Origin of the sequence: Streptomyces sp. NPDC096193, from assembly GCF_040302905.1 — a bacterium.
Taxonomy (GTDB): domain Bacteria; phylum Actinomycetota; class Actinomycetes; order Streptomycetales; family Streptomycetaceae; genus Streptomyces.
Genome location: NZ_JBEOSJ010000001.1, coordinates 566,078 through 579,991 on the forward strand (window position 1 = coordinate 566,078; position 13,914 = coordinate 579,991).

Below are 13,914 nucleotides of genomic sequence, written 5' to 3' on the forward strand. Positions count from 1 at the left end.
GCCCGTCGGGGCGGTCCCTTCCAGGCAGGACGAGGAGGCGCGGCATGCGGATTCCGGTCGGCCGGAGCCGGCGGGAGGGCGGCGAGCCCCGACGACGGACCGGAGACGACGCGGGGTGGCAGCGTGCCCGGCGACTCCTCGGAACCCCCCGCGGGCGCGCGGTCGCCGCCGTCCTGACCGGCGCGCTGCCCGCGCTCGCCTTCCCCGAACCGTCGCTCTGGTGGTTCGCCTACGTGGCCCTCGTGCCGTGGATGCTGCTGGTGCGCACCGCGCCGACCGGACGCCGGGCGGCGCTGGAGGGCTGGCTCGGCGGTCTGGGCTTCATGGTGGCCGTGCATCACTGGCTCATGCCGAGCCTCCATGTGTTCATCGTCGTGCTGGCCGCACTGCTGGGGCTGCTGTGGGCGCCCTGGGGGTGGCTGGTCCGCTCCCTGCTCGGCGGTATGCCGTCACCGGCGCGGGCCGCGGCGGCTCTCGCCGTGGTCCCCTCCGGCTGGCTGATGATCGAACTGGTCCGCTCCTGGGAGGGGTTGGGCGGCCCGTGGGGACTGCTCGGCGCCAGTCAGTGGGAGGTGTCCCCCGCCCTGCGGCTGGCGTCGGTGGGCGGTGTGTGGCTCGTCAGCCTGCTCGTGCTGGCGGTGAACACCGCGGTGACCGTTCTGATCGCGGTGCCCAGGGCCCGTACCGCCGCGGTGGGCGGCACGGTCGCCTGCGCGCTGGCCACCACGGCGGCGTGGATGTGGGCACCGCAGCCGGAGTCGACGGGGCGGACCCGGATCGCGGTCGTCCAGCCGGGCGTGATCAACGGCATCGGCGGTGAGGACAAGCGCTTCGAGCGCAGCGAGCAGCTGACCCGCGAGCTGGCCGGCCAGGACGTCGACCTGGTCGTCTGGGGTGAGAGCAGTGTGGGATCGGACCTGCGCGAACGGCCCGATCTGGCGGCGCGTCTCGCGGTCCTCTCGCGTGCGGTCGGTGCCGATCTGCTGGTCAACGTCGACGCCCGGCGCTTGGACGCCTCGGGGCAGAGCGGGATCTTCAAGAGCTCGGTCCTGGTCGGTCCGCAGGGCCCGACCGGTGACCGCTACGACAAGATGCGTCTGGTGCCGTTCGGTGAGTACATCCCGGCGCGTGATCTTCTCGGCTGGGCGACCTCGGTGGGCAAGGCGGCCGGCGAGGACCGGCTGCGCGGCACGCGTCCCGTGGTGATGGTGCTGCCGGGCGAGGGCGCCGGCCGGCTGCGCCTCGGTCCGCTGGTCTGCTTCGAGTCGGCGTTCCCCGACATGAGCCGCAGGCTCACCCGGGACGGTGCCCAGGTGCTCATCGCCCAGTCGGCGACGTCGTCCTTCCAGAACAGCTGGGCGCCGGAGCAGCATGCGTCGCTGGCGGCGCTGCGAGCGGCGGAGAGCGGGCGGCCGATGGTGCACGCCACGCTCACCGGTGTCAGCGCGGTCCACGACGCGCGGGGCGGCCGGCTGGGGCAGCCGCTCGGTACGGACGAGAGCACGGCGGCGGTCTACGACATACCGCTGGCGCGCGGGACGACGGCGTACGTGCGGTTCGGCGACTGGGCGGTGTACGGCGCGCTCGCCGTGCTGGCCCTGTGGCTGGCCGCTGAGGGCGCGCGGGCCGTCAGGCGGCCTGCTCGAGAGCCCGAAGCACCACCTGTTCGCACAGTTCGTGAGTCCTCAGGGCGTCCTGGGCACTGAGGAACTTCCCGGCGCGCACCGCTTCGAGGAACGACGTCACCGACTGCTCGATACCGCGCTGGCGTGCCACCGGCACCCAGTCGCCGCGCCGTCGCACGCTCGGCTGCCCCTTGTGGTCGACGACTTCGGCGAGGTTGCGCACCTCGCGCTTGGTGTCCTGGCCGGACACCTCGAGGATCTCCTCGGCGGAGCCGCTCATCCGGTTCATGGTGCCGATGGCGGTGAATCCGTCGCCGGACAGCTGAAGGACGACGTGGTGCATCCGCCCGTCGACGATACGGGCGCGCACATCGCTGTGCTCGACCGTGCCGGGGGCGAGGAAGCGCAGGGTGTCGACGACATGGATGAAGTCGTCGAGCACGAGGGTGCGGGGGTCCTCGGGGAGACCGACGCGGTTCTTCTGCATCAGGATCACATCGCGCGGGTGCTCCAGGCACTGGGCGTACCCCGGCGCGAACCGCCGGTTGAAGCCGACGGCCAGGCTGGTGCCGCGCGTCTCGGAGAGGTCCACGAGCCGCTCGGAGGCGGCGAGTTCGTACGCGAGCGGCTTGTCGACGTAGGTCGGCACACCCGCTTCGAGGAGACGGCCGACGATCTCCGCGTGCGTCGCTGTCGGCGCGTGCACGAAGGCGGCGTCGAGGCCCTGGTCCAGCAGCCGGCCGAGGTCGGTGTGGCGCTGGGCGACGGGGATGCGGTGCGTCTCGGCGACCCTGGTCAGGGTGGCCGGCGTGCGGGTCTGCAGATGCAGTTCGATGCCCGGCAGGGCGCCCAGCACGGGCAGATAGGCCTTCTGCGCGATGTCGCCGAGTCCGATGCAGCCGACCTTCACGGGGCCTCCCTCACGCTGTGTCCTCGCCCGTGTGCCTGGTCAGCATACGGGCGCCGGGGCGGCTCCCAGTCGGCAATGCCGTCGAAGGTCCGCAGCACCACGCCCGGCCGGAGCCGGGAGACGGCGGACATCAGGGTGTTGCGTGCGGCGACAGCCGGCGTACTGGTCAGCGACATCGCCCGGGCGACCCGGGCCGCCTTGCGGACGACGGCGGTCGTCCGGGGGAGCCGGTCCGCGCTGTAGGCGGCGAGGCCCGCGGCGAGGTCGGCTCCGGGAGCGACGTGGTGGGCGAGGACGATGCCGTCCTCGATCGCCTGGTTGCCACCCTGACCGAGGGTGGGCGCCATGGCATGGGCGGAGTCGCCGACGAGGACGGTCCGGCCGCTGTGGAAGGCGGGCAGGGGGTCGATGAGGTGGTGGACGTCGTTGCGCAGTACCTGACCGGGGTCCGCGGCGGCGATGACGGCCGGGACGGGGTCGTGCCAGTCCCCGAACCGGCGCAGGAGTTCGGCCTTCTCGTCGTCCGCGCGGTCGCCGGCGGGTGCGACGGCCGCCCCGTACGCGTAGATCCTGCCGTCCTTGAGGGGCTGGGTGCCCCACAGGGCTCCGGCGCCCCAGGTTTCGTGCGGTGCGAAGGGCCTGCCGAGAGCCGGGATCACGACGCGCCAGGTGGTGAATCCGGAGTAGGCCGGGCCCTGGTGGGCGGGGAACAGCGCGGTGCGGACGGCCGAGTGGATTCCGTCGGCGCCGACGACGAGTTCTGCCTCGTACTCCGCGTCCGCGGTGGTGACTCGGGCCGGGCGTCCGTGCACGGCGCCGGGGTCGGCGAGTTGGGCCGGGCTCGCGGTGTGCACGGCGCCCGCGGGCAGCAGGGCGGCGATGCGGTCGACCAGGGTGGCGCGGTGGACAAGGACCAGGGGCCCACCGAAGCGCTCGGCGGCGGCCGTGCTGTTCGTGCGGGCGAGCCACCGGCCGCGCGGGGTGCGCATACCGCCGTCGCCCTGCCACGCGGACAGCTCCCGGATGTCGTCGCCGAGGCCGATGACGTCGAGGGCACGCTGACCGTTGGGGGCGAGTCCGATGCCGGCGCCGACCGGTTCCAGGGAGGCGGCCTGTTCCAGGACGGTGACCTGCCAGCCACTGCGGTGCAGGGCCACTGCGGCGGTCAGGCCGCCGATTCCACTGCCGATGACGACGGCTCGGGGCTGGGGCATGGCGTCTCCTCGATCTTCTCGAAGGCGTACTACACCTGTAGTGACACGCCGAGCGTACTACAGCTGTAGTTCCGACGGTAGGTTGGCCCCATGGCAGAACGCACCACTCCCGGTACCTCCCGCGCCGATCTGATCGCCGACGCCGCGCTCGGACTGCTCGCCGCGCGCGGCATGCGGGGCCTCACCCACCGGGCGGTCGACGAGGCCGCGGGACTCCCCCAGGGTTCGACGTCCAATCACGCCCGCACCCGGCAGGCCCTTCTGGAGGCCGCGGTACGACGTCTGGCCGACCGGGAGGCGGCCGTTCTGACACCGGGCGAGCTGCCCGCGGGTGACAGCGGCGAAGGCTTGGCGGACGCGCTGGCCCTCGCTCTGCAGCGCTACCTCACGCGCCACCGCGAACTGCTCGTCGCCCGCTACGAACTCGCCCTGGAGGCCACCCGCAGGCCGGAGCTGCGTGCGTACTACGACGCGGCAGGCAGCCGCTTCCGGAACATGCTGAACGCCCTGATGACAGCGGCCGGTTCACCGGAACCGGAACGCCATGCGCTGTCCCTGGTGGCCTGGTGCGAGGGGCTGATGTTCGCCTGCGCCGTGGGGTCGTACCACGCGGCCGTCCCCGACCGGGCGGAACTGCGCGCGGGGTTCACGGAGCTGCTGCGGGGGATGCTCGGCGAAAATGCCCTGGCGGGCGGCGGGCCGGTCCTCCAGGATGATCGCCATGACGAGGACTGAGCGCACCGAACCGTCCACCACCGCGGGCGAACAGGCCATGCTGACGGGTTGGCTGGATTTCCACCGCGAGACGCTGGAGTTGAAGTGCGCGGGGCTCACCGACGAGCAGCTGCGCGAGCGGTCCGTGCCGCCGTCCGGGATCTCGCTGCTCGGACTCGTACGGCACATGGCGGAGGTCGAGCGCGGCTGGTTCCGCGACGTCTTCGCGGGCGAGGACGTGGCCACGCTCTACTGCGAGGAGGACCGGGACGGGGACTTCCATGTCACCGACCAGGACACCTGGTCGGAGGCCCGCGCCGCATGGCAGACGGAGATCGCGCGTGCCCGCGAGCTGGTCGCGGGCCGCTCGCTGGACGATGTCGCGGCCGGCACCACGCGTTCCGGCGGGGCGTTCAACCTGCGGTGGATCATGACGCACATGATCGAGGAGTACGCCCGCCACAACGGTCACGCCGACCTCATACGGGAGCGGATAGACGGCGCCACGGGCGAGTGACCCGCCGGCCCCGGTCCGCGGGCCGGGCCACTGTCACCCGTGAGGGCCATTGTGGACCGGTCCGGCGGTGAAACGGCCCGGCGACCAGCAGAGTTGATCGTGTGCAGCGATCATCGACGCGGCGAGAATCGACCGCCGTGAAAGTCCTGGTAGGGGTGGCCGCCTGGGCCGCGTGGGGCCTGTCCGTGACGGGCTGTGTGTCCGTCGACCCGAGCCCCGCTCCCACGCCCGAACCGGCCGGCAGCCGCCATGTGCAGGCGGTGGAGCCCCGGAACGGTCCGGGTCCCGCGCGCGAGGCCCTGGCCCCGCCGGCGGCACGGGAAACGACTCCCCCGCCCCCTGGGGCGCCACCGTCCGAGTCCGCCTTGCCGCGCGGCCACGACCCCTCTCCCGTCCCGCCTCGGCGCACGCGGGCGGCACCTTCGACGCCGCGGGCGCTGCCGCCCGGTGTGCCGGGGTCGCGGCCCGACGTCTGTGCGCTGAGCGAGGGCTACGGGGGCTGGCGACCGGACAGCCCGCAGGCACGCATCTGCCGGGAGGCGTACGAACGTTGAGGCGGGCCACCGCCCGGCAGGCGGAAGATCCTGACCCGAGCCGTCGGCCGCCGCCGACCCCGGCCGGGCTCTGCGGACACGGGTCCAGAGCCCTCTCACGTTGCCCGGCCGCGGTGGGCAGCGCCTGCTCAGACCTGGCGCACGCGGTCAGTGCCCGAGGATCCTGCCCGCACGGGACCCGTGCCTCAGTCGGTGCGCAGCCGCAGTTCCAGGCGCTCGATGGCCGCACGGACCCCTCGGCCGTAACCGTCGTCCCCGAGGGCGTCCGTCGCCGAGCGAGCCCGGTCGAGATGGATCCGGGCCGCCTGTGGCCGGCGCAGCTTCACATAGTCGGCGGCGAGGTTGAGGTGGAGCGAGGGGTAGAAGGCCCGGACGGCGAGCCCGGCCTGGTGGGCGGCGGTGCGCTGCTCGCTCAGGCCCTCCGCCGCCGCCAGTGCCCGCAGGTCCCATGCCAGCTCGTCCACCGGGTCGTCCTGGGTGTCGGCCATGTAGTGCGCGAGGGTGCAGCGGTGGAGGGGATCCCCCGCGTCGCCGATCTCCGACCACAGCGCGCCGAAGCGATTGCGAGCCTCCTCGCGGTCACCGCCGTGCAGCAGCATGATCGCCTGGCCGATCCGGGTCATGACGGCGTCCTCCGACGCCTCCTGCTGCTCCACCACTGCCGCCTCCCGCATCCGTGCACCCGACATGCGACCGTGACGCCGGCCGCTCGGCGCGGACGCCACTACACGACGCTAGCCCGCGCCACCGACAATGGCGCACAGGCTCGGGCAGGTGGCCCGTGCCTGTCAGCCGGGTGCGCGAACGGTCAGCCGAGGTCGGGGATACGCCAGTCGATCGGGGCGTGGCCCTGGGCCGCGACGGCCTCGTTGATCTGGGTGAACGGCCGGGATCCGAAGAACCTCTTCGCCGACAGCGGTGAGGGGTGGGCGCCCTTCACCACCACATGACGCTGCTCGTCGATGAGCGGAAGCTTCTTCTGCGCGTAGTTCCCCCACAGGACGAACACGGCCGGGTCCGGGCGCGCGGCCACGGCGCTGATCACCGCGTCCGTCACCTTCTCCCACCCCTTGCCCTTGTGCGAGTTGGCCTCGCCGGCACGGACGGTCAGGACCGCGTTGAGCAGCAGCACGCCCTGCTCGGCCCACGGCATCAGATAGCCGTTGTCCGGGATCGGGAGGCCGAGCTCGGCGTGCATCTCCTTGTAGATGTTCCGCAGGGAGGGCGGGGTCCTGACGCCCGGCCGCACCGAGAAGCAGAGCCCGTGACCCTGCCCTTCGCCGTGGTACGGATCCTGGCCGAGGACCAGCACCTTGACCCGGTCGTAGGGCGTGGCGTCCAGCGCGGCGAAGACCTCCTCGCGCGGCGGATACACCGGCCCCCTGGAGCGTTCGTCCTCGACGAAGTCGACGAGCTCCTTGAAGTACGGCTTCTGCAGCTCGTCGCCGAGGACGCCGCGCCAGGACTCGGGCAGCATGTCGGTGTCGGTCACGTCAACAACCTCCGGGATGCGATCACTTACCGACCACGAACCTACTCGGAGGCACTGACAACGGGCCCTACCAGCTGGCCTTGCGGTACAGCTCCCACATCTGCATGACCGTCTGCGGGTCGAGCGCGAGCTCGCCGCCGCCGATCTCCTCGCTGGCGGCGATGTACAGCTTGCCCTGCCACAGCGGCAGCAGCCTCACGTCGTCGACGAGGATTTCCTGGGCCCGCTCGAACTCGGTCGTGACCGCGCCACGGTCGCTCTCCCGCCGGGAGGCGGGCAGCAGCGTGTCGGTGATCTCCTTGTTCTCGTACGGCGTGCTCAGCACGTTCTTCTCGCCGACGAACGGCGCGATGAAGTTGTCCGGGTCCGGGAAGTCGGGGAACCAGCCTCGGCCGAAGACGGGGTAGGTGCCGGACTTGTAGCCCTGCTGGAACTCCTTCTCCGACTTGCCCTGGATCGTGATCTCGAACAGACCGGACGCGTCCAGCTGCCTCTTGAGCTCGCGGAACTCCAGTGCCGTCGCCGAGCCGTAACGGTCGGTGGTGTACCAGAAGGTCAGCGGCACCGGCTTGTCGATGCCGGCGGCCTCCAGGATGGCCTTGGCCTTGGCCACGCTCGGGTCGCCGAAGCGGTCGAAGTACTCCGTGGTGTGGCCCGCGATGCCCTTCGGAACCATCGAGTACAGCGGCTCGGAGGTGCCCTGGTAGACCTTGTTCACCAGCGCGCCGCGGTCCACGATCTGGGCGATCGCGCGCCGCACGGGGAGCTTGCCCGCCATCGGGTCCTTGGAGTTGAAGACCAGGTAGCGGATGTCGGCGCCGACGGTCTCGACGAGCTGCAGGTGATCGTTCTCGGGGAGCTTCTGCTGGAGTTCGACGACCTCGGGCGCGGTCAGACCGCGGTAGATCGCGTCGATCTCCTTCTTCTTGAGTGCCTTGACCATCACGTCGGAGTCACCGAAGTAACGGATGGTGACGGCGTCGTTCTTGCGCTTGGCGAACCCGGCGTAGGTGTCGTTGCGGGTCAGCTCGGCCTTGTCGCCCTTGTTGTACGAGTCCAGGACGTACGGACCGGAACCGGTCAGCCCGCCGTCCTCGCGGAGCTTGTCCGCCGGGTACTCCTTGGGCGGGACGATCGACATGGCGGGCGTGGCGAGGATGAACGGGAACGTGGCGTCCGGGGACTTCAGGTGGAAGCGCACCACACGGTCGCCGGACGTCTCGACCTTGTCGAGGGAACCGAGCAGACCGTTGGGGCCACCCTGCACATCGATCTTCTGGACCCGGTCGATCGAGTGCTTCACGGCGGCCGCGTCGAGCGTGTCACCGTTGGAGAACTTCAGCCCGGACCGCAGCTCGCACTCGAAGACCTTGTTGGCCGGGTCCATGAACTGGCACTTCTTCGCCGCATCGGGCTGCGGCGTCGTGCTGCCGGTCGGGAAGCTGACCAGCGTCTGGAAGACGTTTCGGAACATCTCCCATGAACCGTCCCAGGCAGCGGCAGGATCGAGCGTCGTGGGCTCACTCGTCGTACCGACTGAAATCTTCTGCTTGCCGTCCGCTTCCGCATCGGAGAACAGACCGCATCCCGCCAGCAGAGATATGGACGCTAGGGCTGCAGCGGCCTGCAGACAGGTCCGGTAGAACACGTGCACGCTCCTCGTTCAGCCATGAGTCGGCCGACCATACCGCAGCGCCCTGCCGGGTCAACCTCCAAACCCGGCAGGGCACTTGGTTCATTCATGAACAAAACGGCTCAGTTCGCTCAGTGCACGCCCGCATTGAGGAAGATACCGCCGTCGACGACCAGAGTCTGGCCCGTGATCCAGTCCGACTGGTCCGACGTGAGGAACGCGGCGGCGCCGCCGATGTCCGCGGGCACGCCGAGCCGCGCCAGCGGGTAGGCCGCGGCCGCCTCGGCCTCCCGGCCCTCGTACAGCGCCTCGGCGAACTTCGTCTTGACCACGGCGGGCGCGATCGCGTTCACGCGCACGCCGGGGGCGAACTCGTGGGCCAGCTGCAGGGTCAGATTGACCATGGCCGCCTTGCTCATCCCGTACGCGCCGATGAAGGGCGAGGGCGAGATGCCGGCGACGGACGCGATGTTCACGATCGCACCGCCGTTCTCCTTCTGCCACGCCTTCCACGTCTGCTGCGCGAAGCCGAGGGCGGAGATCACGTTGGTCTCGTAGACCTTACGCGCGACGTTCAGGTCGAGCTCGGCCATCGGTCCGAAGACCGGGTTGGTGCCGGCGTTGTTCACCAGGAAGTCGACCCGGCCGAACGCCTCCATGGTGCGCTCCACCGCGGCCGCCTGGTGGGCCTCGTCGTGGGCCTTGCCCGGGACGGCGATCACCCGGTCGGCGCCGAGCTTCTCCACGGCCTCCTTGAGGGCGTCCTCGCCACGGCCGGTGATGCACACCCGGTCGCCGCGGGCGACGAGCGCCTCGGCGACTCCGTAGCCGATGCCGCGGCTCGCGCCGGTGACCAGCGCGACCTTTCCGCTGTCAGGTACTTCTGCGGTCATGTTCGTCGTCTCCCGGTTAGTTGAGCGGTCCGCCGGCGACGTACAGCACCTGGCCGGAGACAAAGCCCGCGTCGTCGCCCGTGAAGAAGGCGATGGCGTTGGCGATGTCCTCGGGGTACCCCACGCGCTGGACCGGGATCTGCGTCGCGGCGGCGGCCTGGAACTCCTCGAAGCCCATGCCGACGCGCTCCGCCGTCTGGGCCGTCATCTCGGTGACGATGAACCCGGGTGCGACGGCGTTGGCGGTGATGCCGAACTTGCCGAGCTCCTTGGCGAGGGTCTTGGTGAAGCCCTGGAGACCGGCCTTGACCGCCGCGTAGTTGGCCTGGCCGCGGTTGCCGAGCGCAGAGCTGGACGACAGCGAGACGATGCGGCCGAACCCGGCGTCGACCATGTGCTTCTGGCACGCCTTGGCCATCAGGAACGCGCCCTTGAGGTGCACGTTCATCACGGTGTCCCAGTCGGACTCGCTCATCTTGAAGAGCAGGTTGTCGCGGAGCACGCCCGCGTTGTTCACGAGGATCGTGGGCGCGCCGAGCTCGGCGGCGACGCGCGCCACGGCGGCCTCCACCTGAGCGCTGTCGGAGACGTCGCACCCGACGACGAGCGCCGTGCCGCCCGCCGCGGTGATCTTCTCGACCGTGTCCTTGCAGGCCGCCTCGTCGAGGTCGAGTACGGCTACGGCGCGGCCCTCGGCCGCCAGGCGGACCGCGGTGGCTGCGCCAATGCCGCGCGCCCCGCCGGTCACGACAGCGACGCGCTGCTCGGTGGTGGACATGCTGGTTCTCCTCGCCCTTGGATGCGGCTCATCCGGTACGTCCCGACGGATGAGCGACCGCTTAGTACCTTCAGCAGACGAGACGCTAGAAGCCATGGCACGCGGTGTCAACGGCCCACCGCGTGCGCCGGGTCACTCACCGTACGAGCAGCTCCAGCAACCGTTCGGCCTCGGCCTGCGGATCGGCGGTCAGGCCGGTGTGCACCGGGCCGGGCTGGACGACGGTCGAGCGCGGTGCGATCAGCCAGCGGAACCGGCGGCCGGCGTCGTCGCGGGATGCCTGACCCGCGTCGTCACCGCCGCGGCAGACGCCCTCGACGGCGTGCAGTGCCGCCCGCACTCCCGTCACATCGGCATGCGGGTCCAGCGCCTTGAGCTTCACCTCGTCGAGGTGCGTACGGGCGGCGACGAAGGACCGGGCCCGGCAGTAGACCACCACGCCCGCGTTGAAGAACTCACCGCGCTCCACTCGGGGCACGACCCGCAATACCGCGTACTCGAAGACCTCGCGCTCGCTCATTCGCCCGCCGCCTTCTGTGCCTTGGTCGGGTGCGGCCAGGGAGTCAGATGCTCGGTCAGCCAGCCGGGGGCCTGGGAGGGGCGGGGCTTGGACGGCGCGGTCAGCGTGATCCGCTCGTGGATGGTCGCCGCGCGGGCGAGCAGGGGCTCGACATAAGCGCGCCGCAGGGCGTCGGTGGTCTCGAAGCCGGGCTCGTCGATCAGCCACTCGTCGGGAACGTCCGCGGCGGCCTCGGTCAGCAGCTTCTCCGTCACGAGCGGCGCCAGCTCGGCCGCGGCGGCGGCGATGTCCGGCCGGAACGGCGCGAGCGCGTGGTCGGAGGCGTCGTACGGCTTGGCGGCGGAGGCGGCGGCGCCGGGCCAGTTGTGGTGCCAGATCATGGTGGCTCCATGATCGATGAGCCACAGGTCGCCGTGCCACACCAGCATGTTGGGGTTGCGCCACGAGCGGTCGACGTTGTTGATCAGCGCGTCGAACCAGACGACCTTGCCGGCCTCGGCCGGGTCCACCTCGTAGGCCAGCGGGTCGAAGCCGATCGAGCCCGGCAGGAAGTCCATGCCGAGGTTCAGTCCGCCGCTCGCCTTCAGCAGCTCCTGCACCTCCTGGTCGGGCTCGCCGAGACCGATGACCGGGTCGAGCTGCATGGTGACCAGCTCGGGCACTCGCAGACCGAGCCGGCGGCCCAGCTGTCCGCAGATGACCTCGGCGACCAGGGTCTTGCGGCCCTGCCCCGCGCCGGTGAACTTCATGACGTACGTGCCGAGATCGTCGGCCTCGACGATGCCGGGGAGCGAGCCGCCCTCACGCAGAGGCGTGACATAGCGCGTCGCTGTGACTTCGGGGAGCATGGCCCCACAGTACTTCGGGGCCGCGGGCAGGATCGCGAGGTTATTGGGTTGCCACGGCCGTGCGGAGCCTGAGCACGATGCCCCATGAGTGATCACATCCAAGCCCCCGGCTTCCCCCGCCAGTTCGCCCGTACCCGCCGCTTCTCCCTCGGCGTCCCCCGGCTCCTCACCGTCTCGCCCGACGGCCGGCGTGTGCTCTTCGTCCGCGGCACGGCCGGCGACGACCCGGTGAGCCGGCTGTGGATCCATGAGGCGGGCCGGGAGCGCGTGCTCGCCGATCCGGCAGCGCTCGGCGGGCGGGACGACGAACCCGAGGCCGAGAAGGTCCGCAGGGAACGCGCCCGGGTGACCTCCTCGGGAGTGGTGTCCTACGCGACCGACGCCGAGGGGGTGCTCGTCGCCTTCGCGCTGGGTGGCGAGTTGTGGACGGTGCGGACGGACCGAGGCGCCCCCCGCCGGATCGCCACGGCCGGCCCGGCTGTCGACCCGCGCCCGTCGCCGGACGGCACGGTCATCGCGTATGTCACCGGGGGTGCACTGCGTGCCGTGCGGACCGACGGGTCGGACGACCGGCTGCTCGCCGCCCCGGAGGGTCCGGAGGTGACCTGGGGCCTCGCGGACCATGTGGCGGCCGAGTCGATCGGACGGTCCCGCGGCCACTGGTGGTCACCCCACTCGGACGCCCTCCTGGTGGCCCGGGTGGACAACTCCCGCGTCCAGCGCTGGTACATCGGCGATCCGTCCGAGCCGGCCGAGGAGCCGCGGTCGGTCCGCTACCCGGCGGCGGGGACGGCGAACGCGGAGGTGTCCCTGCACATCGTGCGTCTCGACGGCACCGGCCGGAGCACAGCCGTCCGGCTGCCGGCCGCCGCGGACAAGGAGTCCCACGAGCCGGGGGTCTGGACCGACACCGCCTTCGAGTACGTCACCTCGGTCTCGTGGGACGCGCTCGGTCCGCTGGTCGAGGTCCAGACCCGCGACCAGCGCACGGCCCATCTGCTGGCCGTCGATCCGGAGTCGGGCGCGACCGAGGTCCTGCACACACGGCGCGATCCGGCGTGGGTCGACCTGGTGCCCGGAGATCCCTGCCGCACCTCGCCGGGCACACCGGTCCGCACCTTCGGCCACCCGGACGGGAAGCGGGGTCTGCGCATCGGCGACGCGGCGTCCCCGGCCGGACTGCACGTCCGCGAGGTGGTCGGCACGGTGGGCGAGCGGGTGTGGTTCACCGCGAACGAGGACCCCACCGAGGTCCATGTCTGGTGCTACGGCCCGGCGTCCGGTTTCGTTCGCCTCAGCGAAGCCGCCGGTGTGCACACGGCCTCCGTCGGAGGGGACACCGTGGTCCTGGACAGCCTCACGGACGAGGGCCGCACGGTGACCGTCGTCGAGGGCGGCCGGCCGGCCGGACGGATCGCCGTACTGGCCGAGCAACCGCTCGTCACACCCCGGCCGGTGTTCCTCCCGCTCGGCAGGCGTGAGCTGCGCAGCCAGCTCTACCTCCCCTCCTGGTACGAGCCGGGCTCTGCCCGGCTGCCGGTGCTGCTCAACCCGTACGCGGGCCCCGGCCTGCAGATCGTCGTCCGGGCCAGAGGGTGGTGGACCGCTGTGTCGCAGTGGTTCGCCGAGCAGGGTTTCGCGGTCCTCGTGACGGACGGCCGGGGCACGCCGGGCCGGGGCAGGGAGTGGGAGAAGGCGGTCCGGGGAGACCGGTTGACGCCCGCGCTCGACGACCAGATCGACGCCCTGCACGCGGTGGCGGAGCAGCATCCCTTCCTCGATCTGGACGCGGTCGCGATCCGTGGCTGGTCCTACGGCGGATATCTGGCGGCCGGAGCGGTGCTGCACCACCCCGAGGTGTTCCACGCGGCCGTCGCCGGCGCGGCGCCGGCCGACCGGCGGCTGTACGACACGCACTGGGAGGAGCGCTTCCTCGGGCATCCCGATGTCACCCCCGAGGCGTACGAGCGCAGCTCACTCGTCCCGTTCGCCCATCAGCTGCGGCGACCGCTGCTGCTGGTGCACGGAGTGGCGGACGACAACGTGGTTCTCGCCCACATGCTGCGCTTCTCATCGGCCCTGCTCGCGGCGGGAAAACCCCACCATGTGCTCCCGTTGTCCGGGGCGACCCACATGGTCACGCAACAGGACCAGGCGAGCAGCCTTCTGCTGTGGGAGGCCGACTTCCTGAAAAGGTCCTTGAAAGTTTGAGAATC

The 13,914-nt window shown here is 71.3% G+C and carries 13 protein-coding genes; 4 read left to right on the top strand and 9 right to left on the bottom strand.

Annotation, left to right across the window (positions count from 1 at the left end):
- Positions 1-44: 44 nt before the first annotated feature.
- The gene (gene lnt, locus ABTX78_RS02580; RefSeq protein ID WP_352204969.1) at positions 45-1,706 is read left to right on the top strand and encodes an apolipoprotein N-acyltransferase; all 1,662 of its coding nucleotides are present in this window, start codon (positions 45-47) and stop codon (positions 1,704-1,706) included.
- Here lnt and ABTX78_RS02585 read toward each other — a convergent pair.
- Both ABTX78_RS02585 and ABTX78_RS02590 read right to left on the bottom strand, forming a co-directional pair.
- On the bottom strand, positions 1,630-2,535 hold the full coding sequence (locus ABTX78_RS02585; RefSeq protein ID WP_352204970.1) for a Gfo/Idh/MocA family protein: 906 nt from the start codon (positions 2,533-2,535) through the stop codon (positions 1,630-1,632). The two genes, lnt and ABTX78_RS02585, sit on opposite strands and share 77 nt — an antisense overlap.
- On the bottom strand, positions 2,532-3,749 hold the full coding sequence (locus ABTX78_RS02590) for an FAD-dependent monooxygenase (RefSeq protein ID WP_352204971.1): 1,218 nt from the start codon (positions 3,747-3,749) through the stop codon (positions 2,532-2,534). The genes ABTX78_RS02585 and ABTX78_RS02590 overlap by 4 nt, the downstream gene beginning before the upstream one ends.
- 90 nt (positions 3,750-3,839) lie before the next feature.
- On the opposite strand from ABTX78_RS02590, the gene ABTX78_RS02595 reads away from it, so the two are divergent.
- On the top strand, positions 3,840-4,484 hold the full coding sequence (locus ABTX78_RS02595) for a TetR/AcrR family transcriptional regulator (protein WP_352204972.1): 645 nt from the start codon (positions 3,840-3,842) through the stop codon (positions 4,482-4,484).
- Positions 4,471-4,980: a DinB family protein gene (locus ABTX78_RS02600; protein WP_352204973.1), complete on the top strand. Its 510-nt coding sequence runs from the start codon at positions 4,471-4,473 to the stop codon at positions 4,978-4,980. The genes ABTX78_RS02595 and ABTX78_RS02600 overlap by 14 nt, the downstream gene beginning before the upstream one ends.
- Before the next feature lie 739 nt (positions 4,981-5,719).
- Here the strand turns inward: ABTX78_RS02600 and ABTX78_RS02605 are convergent.
- The 7 genes from ABTX78_RS02605 to ABTX78_RS02635 all read right to left on the bottom strand — a co-directional run bounded on the left by ABTX78_RS02605 (position 5,720) and on the right by ABTX78_RS02635 (position 11,698).
- On the bottom strand, positions 5,720-6,208 hold the full coding sequence (locus ABTX78_RS02605; protein WP_352204974.1) for a hypothetical protein: 489 nt from the start codon (positions 6,206-6,208) through the stop codon (positions 5,720-5,722).
- A gap of 134 nt (positions 6,209-6,342) precedes the next feature.
- The gene (locus ABTX78_RS02610) at positions 6,343-7,026 is read right to left on the bottom strand and encodes a uracil-DNA glycosylase (RefSeq protein WP_352204975.1); all 684 of its coding nucleotides are present in this window, start codon (positions 7,024-7,026) and stop codon (positions 6,343-6,345) included.
- Between the two features lie 67 nt (positions 7,027-7,093).
- Complete coding sequence (locus ABTX78_RS02615; RefSeq protein WP_352204976.1) at positions 7,094-8,674, bottom strand: ABC transporter substrate-binding protein; 1,581 nt, start codon at positions 8,672-8,674, stop codon at positions 7,094-7,096.
- 116 nt (positions 8,675-8,790) lie between these two features.
- On the bottom strand, positions 8,791-9,552 hold the full coding sequence (locus tag ABTX78_RS02620) for an SDR family oxidoreductase (protein WP_352204977.1): 762 nt from the start codon (positions 9,550-9,552) through the stop codon (positions 8,791-8,793).
- 16 nt (positions 9,553-9,568) lie between these two features.
- Complete coding sequence (fabG, locus tag ABTX78_RS02625) at positions 9,569-10,330, bottom strand: 3-oxoacyl-ACP reductase FabG (protein ID WP_352204978.1); 762 nt, start codon at positions 10,328-10,330, stop codon at positions 9,569-9,571.
- Between the two features lie 136 nt (positions 10,331-10,466).
- Positions 10,467-10,850, bottom strand: coding sequence for a DUF3037 domain-containing protein (locus ABTX78_RS02630; RefSeq protein ID WP_327685321.1), 384 nt, complete (start codon positions 10,848-10,850; stop codon positions 10,467-10,469).
- Positions 10,847-11,698, bottom strand: a complete 852-nt coding sequence (locus ABTX78_RS02635) for a HipA family kinase (protein ID WP_352204979.1) — start codon at positions 11,696-11,698, stop codon at positions 10,847-10,849. Before ABTX78_RS02635 ends, ABTX78_RS02630 begins: the two co-directional genes overlap by 4 nt.
- 84 nt (positions 11,699-11,782) lie before the next feature.
- Here ABTX78_RS02635 and ABTX78_RS02640 point away from each other — a divergent pair, with 84 nt between their 5' ends.
- Positions 11,783-13,909 carry a S9 family peptidase gene (locus ABTX78_RS02640; RefSeq protein ID WP_352204980.1) on the top strand — a complete coding sequence of 709 codons (2,127 nt, stop codon included), beginning with the start codon at positions 11,783-11,785 and terminating at the stop codon, positions 13,907-13,909.
- The last annotated feature ends 5 nt before the right edge of the window (positions 13,910-13,914 follow it).